Annotated in this window: 5 protein-coding genes; 3 read left to right on the top strand and 2 right to left on the bottom strand. The window is 38.0% G+C overall.

Features of this window, described 5'->3' with window-relative positions:
• Positions 1–69 precede the first annotated feature (69 nt).
• Positions 70–594 (top strand): hypothetical protein, encoded by a 525-nt coding sequence (locus tag FET73_RS10580; protein ID WP_154223904.1) that lies wholly within the window; start codon positions 70–72, stop codon positions 592–594.
• A 14-nt stretch (positions 595–608) separates the two neighbouring features.
• Complete coding sequence (locus FET73_RS10585) at positions 609–1601, top strand: hypothetical protein (RefSeq protein WP_154223905.1); 993 nt, start codon at positions 609–611, stop codon at positions 1599–1601.
• Positions 1602–1685: 84 nt separating this feature from the next.
• Here the strand turns inward: FET73_RS10585 and FET73_RS10590 are convergent, their stop codons facing one another.
• Positions 1686–2168, bottom strand: coding sequence for a JAB domain-containing protein (locus FET73_RS10590; RefSeq protein WP_154223906.1), 483 nt, complete (start codon positions 2166–2168; stop codon positions 1686–1688).
• Between the two features lie 295 nt (positions 2169–2463).
• Here FET73_RS10590 and FET73_RS10595 point away from each other — a divergent pair, with 295 nt between their 5' ends.
• Positions 2464–7380 carry a DEAD/DEAH box helicase gene (locus tag FET73_RS10595; protein ID WP_154223907.1) on the top strand — a complete coding sequence of 1639 codons (4917 nt, stop codon included), beginning with the start codon at positions 2464–2466 and terminating at the stop codon, positions 7378–7380.
• Between the two features lie 108 nt (positions 7381–7488).
• On the opposite strand, the gene FET73_RS10600 is transcribed toward FET73_RS10595, so the two are convergent.
• Positions 7489–7752 (bottom strand): hypothetical protein, encoded by a 264-nt coding sequence (locus FET73_RS10600; RefSeq protein WP_154223908.1) that lies wholly within the window; start codon positions 7750–7752, stop codon positions 7489–7491.
• Positions 7753–7970: the final 218 nt, after the last annotated feature.

Consider the following 7970-nt stretch of genomic DNA (forward strand, 5'->3'; position numbering starts at 1 on the left):
CTCTTTAATTTTGTTAATATATGTACTCAGTAATAAGTAGCTATTGTTTATTTAACGACAAGGATCAATATGAAACCAAAGCTTAAAATTAAAATTGTAATATTTAGTATCTTGATTTCTGTCTTTCAGTTTCCTGCTCATGCAGCACAACACAATGTGACCATCAGCCTTTCAGGTAATGGATCTGGGGTTGTAACGAGTAATCCACTTGGAGTTAATTGTGGTGACGAATGTAGTTATTCATTTGACGAAGGTGAAGCAGTAATTTTAATACCCACAAGATCTGATGACTCTGAATTTATAGGTTGGCTAGGGGATGATGATTGTTTAGATGGAATTATTACTGTATTAACTGACCTAAATTGTCAGGCTATTTTTGATATATGGGTCACTAATAGATTTAGCATTATAAAAAGCACTGGGTCAGGAGGATTACAGGATGTATCGACTGTAGATCAAAGGTTTGCTTTGCAGGCATTAGTGGGTCAGAATAACATAAGTGTTAATCATGGCGGCAGGTATGAAATACAAGGCGGCTTACTTGGCACAAATAAGAGTGATTATATTTTTAGTGATGGGTTTGAAGAGAACTAATACAGGGGTTATCAATGATGAATACAATAAGATTAATGACAGTTCTTTTATTATTAATGTCAAGTGCAACAAGCTTTAGCTTGCCTGGCTCATATCAGTTCACGTATCAAGGTAAGCTGTTTGATGGCGGTACACCTGCTAATGGTCTATATGACTTTGAGTTTACACTTTATGACTCAGCGGTTAATGGTTCTATTTTAGCCATACAAACCATGGATGACATACAAGTAGTAGATGGCATTTTCTCTACTCAAATTGATTTCACTGATATACCTGATCTTTTTGAAATCACGCAAGTCTGGATAGAAGCACGTGTTGGTGAACCGGATACTGCTCTTACACTGATGGAGCCAAGAACAGAAGTTAAAGCCACTGCACAGGCCTTTTATTCTTCTACTGCAGAACTGGCCTTAACAGTAAACGAATCATCTATAACTTCACTTGAAATAGAAGATGGGAGCATTCAGGCTGATGATATTAACACAGCAGAAATTCAGCAACGGTTATCAGGTGCTTGCGGTCAAGGTTATGTAATGACTTCAGTAAATGAGGATGGAAGTGTGCAGTGTAGTAGGCAACAAATCACAACTGACAATGGAACTGGGTCATCTCCTGTTTGTTTTAATGAGTCTGGAGAGCTCTTTCCTTGCTCGGTCGATTATCTAATTCCAAATAATGCAACACTTATTGGTACCTGGACAGGTCAAAAAATTTATGATCGTAACTCTTCAGGCAGTTGTTTTGACGATGAAGTAACACTGCAAATCATACCTTACATTTCTTCTGGCCCACAGCTAAAATCTCTAACTACGAGAAGGGCAGGCGGGCCCTTTGATATAGATGAATTAACTAATGAATATATTCAAGCAGGATTCATTACCGCTGAGTATGAACCATATGGAATTGCAACAATATATACAATTTCATTTAACTCATTAGGTGAAGCTTCAGGTGACTGGTCGGATCCCTCGTGTTTTGGGACATGGTCATTTGCGAAAAATCCCTAAATCGTGAATTAGTAACACCTGAGAAATGTAGACACTTTTATGGTAAAAATAGTAACTTAAACATAATGAGGTAAAACCATGGAATCACATATCGCCATTTTGTGCCATTGAATAAGTGTCGTTTGGACAAACTATGAAATGATCCAAAACCCTAACATCAATCACCTCCAAAATTTCTTTCAACTTTTTAGTTAATAATCTGTCTGATTCACTTGGTGTTAAATCACCACTTGGATGATTGTGAGATAAAATTATAGCCGCAGCATTGTATTCAATGGCTTTTTGAATTATCACTCGAGGATGAATGTGCGATTGATTGACAGTTCCTTGAAACATTTTATCAAACGCTATAACTCTATGTTTATTATCTAAAAATAAAACACAAAAAATTTCATTGGGATTATTTCTGAAATTCAGTATCAAAAATTTTTTGACGACATCTGGCGAGGTGAAATAGACGTTATCTTTTTCTCTAATTGAAGACTCGATTATTTTTAATGCAGCTTCAACAACCGCATCATTGTTGTATTGCTTGTTTAATTCTTTCACAAACTCCTGTTTATTCATATTTACTCTCTAAATTGGTTAAAGGGTTGTTCAATGCACTTAAAAAGTGCGCTTCGTTAACCCTGCCCATTGGCGAAAGTAACGGGGGGAGCATGGAAATAAATATTTTCAAAATCATATCGACTTTTCCAAAGTCCAGACATATTATTTTTAAAATAATTATTGAAATGAGATGGGGCAGACTACCCCTAACGAGGTTCAAGAAACTCATTTATTTATTTATAAGGATTCAATAATTCCAATTTATACAACAATGGAATAATATAGATTAAAGTAATTTAAAAAACGAAAAAAGATGGAATCTTCTGCATTATCTAAAATACTTGATCAATACCGCAATCAAAGTAAAACAGAAAGAGAAAAGGGCACTTATTTTGAAGAATTAATAATAACTTTCTTTAAATATGAAGCCTCTTATAAAGACCTATATAGTGATGTTTGGACATATAAAGAGTGGGCTCATGAGCAAGGTATCTCAGCAACAGATACCGGCATTGACTTAGTTGCAAAAACCCATGGAACTAACGAGTATCATGCCATTCAATGCAAGCTATATTCAGAAGATGTCAAAATATACAAAAAGCACATAGACAGCTTTTTTACAGCATCAGGACAAAAGCCTTTTACTCATAGAATAATTGTCGCCAGTACCAACAACTGGTCTGATAATGCTGAACAAGCATTGGTTAACCAACAACCTGCTGTAACCAAAATCGACCTGCAAACCCTTGAAAACAGCCAAATTGACTGGTCAAAATACCAGCCAAACCAAGCACCCATTTTATTAACAGAAAGAAGTGAAAGAAAATTAAGACCACACCAACAAAGGGCATTTGACGATGTGGTTACAAGGTTTCAAACGGCAGATCGTGGCAAATTAATCATGGCCTGTGGTACCGGTAAAACCTATACCAGTCTCAAGCTTGCCGAAAAACTTGGAGGTAAAGGCAAGAAAGTATTGTTCCTAGTTCCAAGTCTTTCTTTGTTATCACAAACTTTAACTGAATGGACCCAATTCAGTGAAACTCCACTTCATAGCTTTGCAGTTTGTTCTGATCACGATGTTGGAAAGAAACGAAAAAAAGATGAAGACATTGTGCAAATGTTTGACCATGAGTTGCAATACCCGGCGACTACCGATGCCGCAAAATTAGCAAAAGAAATGAAACTCAGAGAAGACGATGAACACATGAGCGTTGTCTTTTCGACTTATCACTCAATTGACGTTATCAGTAAGGCTCAACATGACCATAACTTAGGTGAGTTTGCCTTAATCATATGTGATGAAGCCCACCGCACAACAGGTGCCACATTTGAGGATAAAAGTGAAAGTAACTTTGTAAAAGTACACAACAAAGACTTCATCAAATCAAAAAAACGACTTTATATGACTGCAACCCCTCGAATCTATGGGGAAGGGGCAAAAGCCACAGCAGAAAACGAAGGAACAGAACTTTGCTCTATGGATGACGTTGCTTTATTTGGTAAACAATTCCATGTCATAACATTCTCAGAAGCCGTTCACCTTGGCTTACTCACAGACTATAAAGTGATCGTTCTGACTGTCGATGAAGGACATGTCAGCAGAAGAATTCAAAGCTTGCTGTCTGATGAAAACAACACATTAAAAGTTGATGATGCAGCCAAAATCATTGGCTGTTGGAAAGCCCTAAGTAAACAAGGGGCTGAACAAGACCTTGAAAGCGACATTGAACCCATGAAACGTGCAGTCGCCTTTTGCCAAGTGATTGAACAAACCTATAAAGGGAAAACACATAAAGTCAGTTCAAAACAAATATCCGGCATGTTTCAGGAAGTGGTAGAAGCCTACCAAGAGCAAGAAGACAATGACAACTTCCTCCACTGTGAATCAGAACATGTTGATGGCAGCATGAATGCCAGTGAGAAAGAAGCAAAGCTTAACTGGCTAAAAGCCGAACCACCTGAAGACACATGTCGAATTTTAAGTAATGTACGCTGCCTGTCAGAAGGCGTTGACGTACCCGCATTAGATGCTGTGCTTTTCCTAACGCCAAGAAACTCTCAAGTTGATGTTGTTCAATCGGTCGGTCGTGTTATGCGAAATGCACCAGGTAAAAAATCAGGGTATGTCATTCTTCCCGTTGTAATCCCCGCCGGAATGTCACCATCTGATGCACTCAATGACAATAAAGTTTATAGGGTCGTATGGGAGGTCTTACAAGCACTCAGATCACATGACGACAAGTTTAACGCCATGATTAACAAAATGGATCTGATGGAACAAAGACCCTCAAAAATGGAAGTGGTGGCCATAACCGATAAAGCAGTAAAACCATCAAAATCTCCTGGGAAGAAGAACACCGGCAAAGGAAGTCACTCCATTGGCTCTCCTGATGACTCCAAACCACCTGAACAAATTCCACTGAAGATTGAAGTAGGGGAGATTGAAAAAGCCCTCTACGCAAAAGTGGTAAAAAAATGTGGTAACAGAATGCACTGGGAAGAATGGGCCAATGACATTGCCAAAATTGCCAGAACCCACATCACCCGAATCAACACCATCGTTAACGATGCTGAAAACAATCCATCAGAAGCCAAAGCCTTCCATGAATTCGCAGCAGAACTCAGAGATGACCTCAATGACAGCATCACCGATGAAGAAGTGGTGGAAATGTTGGCCCAACACCTAATCACCAAGCCGGTATTTGATGCACTGTTCAAGGACTACAGCTTTGCCAGTCACAACCCAGTCTCCAAAGCCATGCAAAATGTTTTGGATAAGCTCAATGAACACCATTTAGAAAAAGAAGCTGATACCTTAAAACAGTTTTACTACAGTGTTCAGATGCGGGCAGAAGGCATTGACAATGCGGCAGGAAAGCAAAAAATCGTGGTAGAGCTGTACGACAAGTTCTTCCGAAATGCCTTCCCTCGTATGACTGAAAGGCTGGGTATTGTTTATACACCAGTAGAAGTGGTCGATTTCATCATCCACAGCATCAACGATCTATTAAAACAAGAATTCAATCAATCCCTGGGCAGCCCTGATGTTCATATCATCGATCCATTTACCGGAACTGGCACATTCATCACCCGTTTACTTCAAAGTGGCCTAATTAGCAAAGAACAGCTGGCACATAAATATAAAAACGAAATCCATGCCAATGAAATTGTCTTACTCGCATACTACATTGCTGCAATCAACATTGAAGCGGTGTACCACGGCATTATGCAAGCTGACTATCAACCATTTGAAGGCATCTGTCTAACCGACACCTTCCAAATGTACGAAAGCAAGGATGAATTAAGCATCCTTTTACCCATCAACAGCAAAAGAAGAAAAAGGCAAGTTGAACTGGACATCAAGGTCATTATGGGTAACCCACCCTATTCAGCCGGTCAAAAATCTGCCAATGACAACAATGCCAATATCGCATATAAAGTACTTGATAATAGCATTCAAAATACATATGCCGCTCATTCAACTGCCACCAATAAAAATGCCCTGTATGACTCTTACATCAGAGCCATCCGCTGGGCATCCAATCAACTCAAACAGTCTGGTGCTGGCATCATCGGCTTTGTAACCAATGCAGGATTTTTAGAAGCCAACACCGGTGACGGCATCAGAAAATGTCTGGCCGAAGAATTCAACAGCATTTATGTATTTCACCTGAGAGGCAATGCAAGAACATCAGGAGAGCAACGTCGCAAAGAAAAAGACAATGTTTTTGGCCAAGGAACAAGAACACCCATTGCCATAACCTTCCTGATCAAAAACCCAGAAAGTAAACAGTCAGGTCAAATTTATTGGCATGACATCGGTGACTACCACACCCAAAATGAAAAACTTGGCATCATTGGAAACTTCAAAAGCATCAGCGGTATTTCAACAGCTGATAAGTGGGAATCCATCACGCCTGATAAATATGGAGATTGGGTGAACCAAAGGGATGACAGTTTTTATGATCACATTCAGTTAGGCAATAAATCCAACAAGATTGATATTACTCTTTTCGATTTGTATTCAAATGGTTTGAAAACTAATGCAGATGACTGGCTCTATAACTTCAACCTATCAATGTTAAAAAGCAACATAAGCAATTTTATTAATACATATAACAGCGATGTATATGAATACCAAAGAAGTGATAAATCAATAGAATTTATGGAAGTGGTTACAACTGACCCTAAATTAATAAAGTGGCACAGTGGAATAGTTCCAAAAGCCAAGGTTGGTAAAACTGCAGTATTTAATCCAGAATTAATACGTAAATCTTTGTATAGACCTTTCACTGCAGCTTGGGTATACAATGATTCCATGATAATTCAAAGGATGGCATTAATGCCCAAAATCTTCCCAAGACCAGACAGTGAGAATTTGGTTATTGGTTTAACAGGAAGAGGTTCAACTAAAGAGTTTTCATGTTTGGTTACGGACCATGTGCCTGATTTAGAGTATATTTCTAAAAGTCAGTGTTTCCCACTTTACCATTATCAAGAAACTCAAGACCTCTCTGATTCTGACAAATTGGTTGGCCAAGGAAATGAAACATCAAGTGAACTATCATATGAAAGAAAAGATGCCATAACCGATGAAGGCTTGGCTCATTTCAAAACAGCCTACCCAGGTGAAACTATATCTAAAGAAGACATTTTTTACTATATTTATGGGTTATTGCATTCGCCGGATTACCGGTCACGATTTGAACAAAACTTATCAAAAGAGTTGCCAAGGATTCCAAGGGTTAAATCTACTGCTGATTTCTGGGCGTTCAGTCAGGCAGGACGTGACTTGGCCAAGTGGCATCTAGATTATGAATCAGCACCTCGATATGCCGTCAAGTTAGATCTGGGCAACAAGAAAACCAAAGACCTTAAAGCGGAACACTATTACGTTACTAAAATGAAATTTGGTAAAGTCAGGAATGATGAAAACAAATTGATTCCAGATAAATCCACTATCATCTACAACAACCACATCAAAATTGAAGGGATTCCCTTAGATGCTTATGACTATGTGGTAAACGGTAAATCAGCCATTGAATGGGTCATAGATCGCCAAGGCGTTAAAACTGATAAAAAATCAGGTATCACCAACGATGCAAACGACTGGGCTATAGAAACAATGGGCAATGCCAGATACCCATTAGACCTTCTTCAAAGAGTGATTACAGTAAGTCTTGAAACCAATAAAATCGTTAACTCATTACCTAAGCTATATATATGAAAAGACATGCATAGTATTAGGCAATAAATAATATCTTAATTATTACTACTTGAAATATACACTTTGGACATCAGCCATTATTATGTGAGGTGTTTTTTTGCATCACTCTTAATCATCATCGTCATCACTAACCTTTCTTAAAGATTTGTTGATGTCATTTTCAGGCTGTTTAACACCAATAATATGAGCTGATGGATTAAATGTTAGGGTGTCAGATAATTTTTTAAACAACTCTTTATACTCTGGATCTTCATAGGCGATTTGATGTAATTTTCTATATCCTATTAATGACTCAGATAATGTTGCTTTATATTCATAATCCGCTGCTAATTTTATATATCGTGTTTTCGTTTTTAGGGTTGTAACAAACAAAGTTGTTAATGCACCAACTCCTGTAGAAACTAAAAAGAAGTTACGAATATGTTCCCAAAGGCTGTTGGGAGTTGATATTGTAATGGTCTAATAAACTCGGACATATTCTTAGCCTATATAATACAAGAAACAGAGGTTAAAAAATGTCAAAGAAGCAAAGATTATCATTTACGGTTGAACAACGTCGTGATTATGCGAAGTTGATGGTTGAAGAAGGC

The sequence above is a fragment of the Marinicella rhabdoformis genome, assembly GCF_009671245.1.
Lineage (GTDB): Bacteria > Pseudomonadota > Gammaproteobacteria > Xanthomonadales > Marinicellaceae > Marinicella > Marinicella rhabdoformis.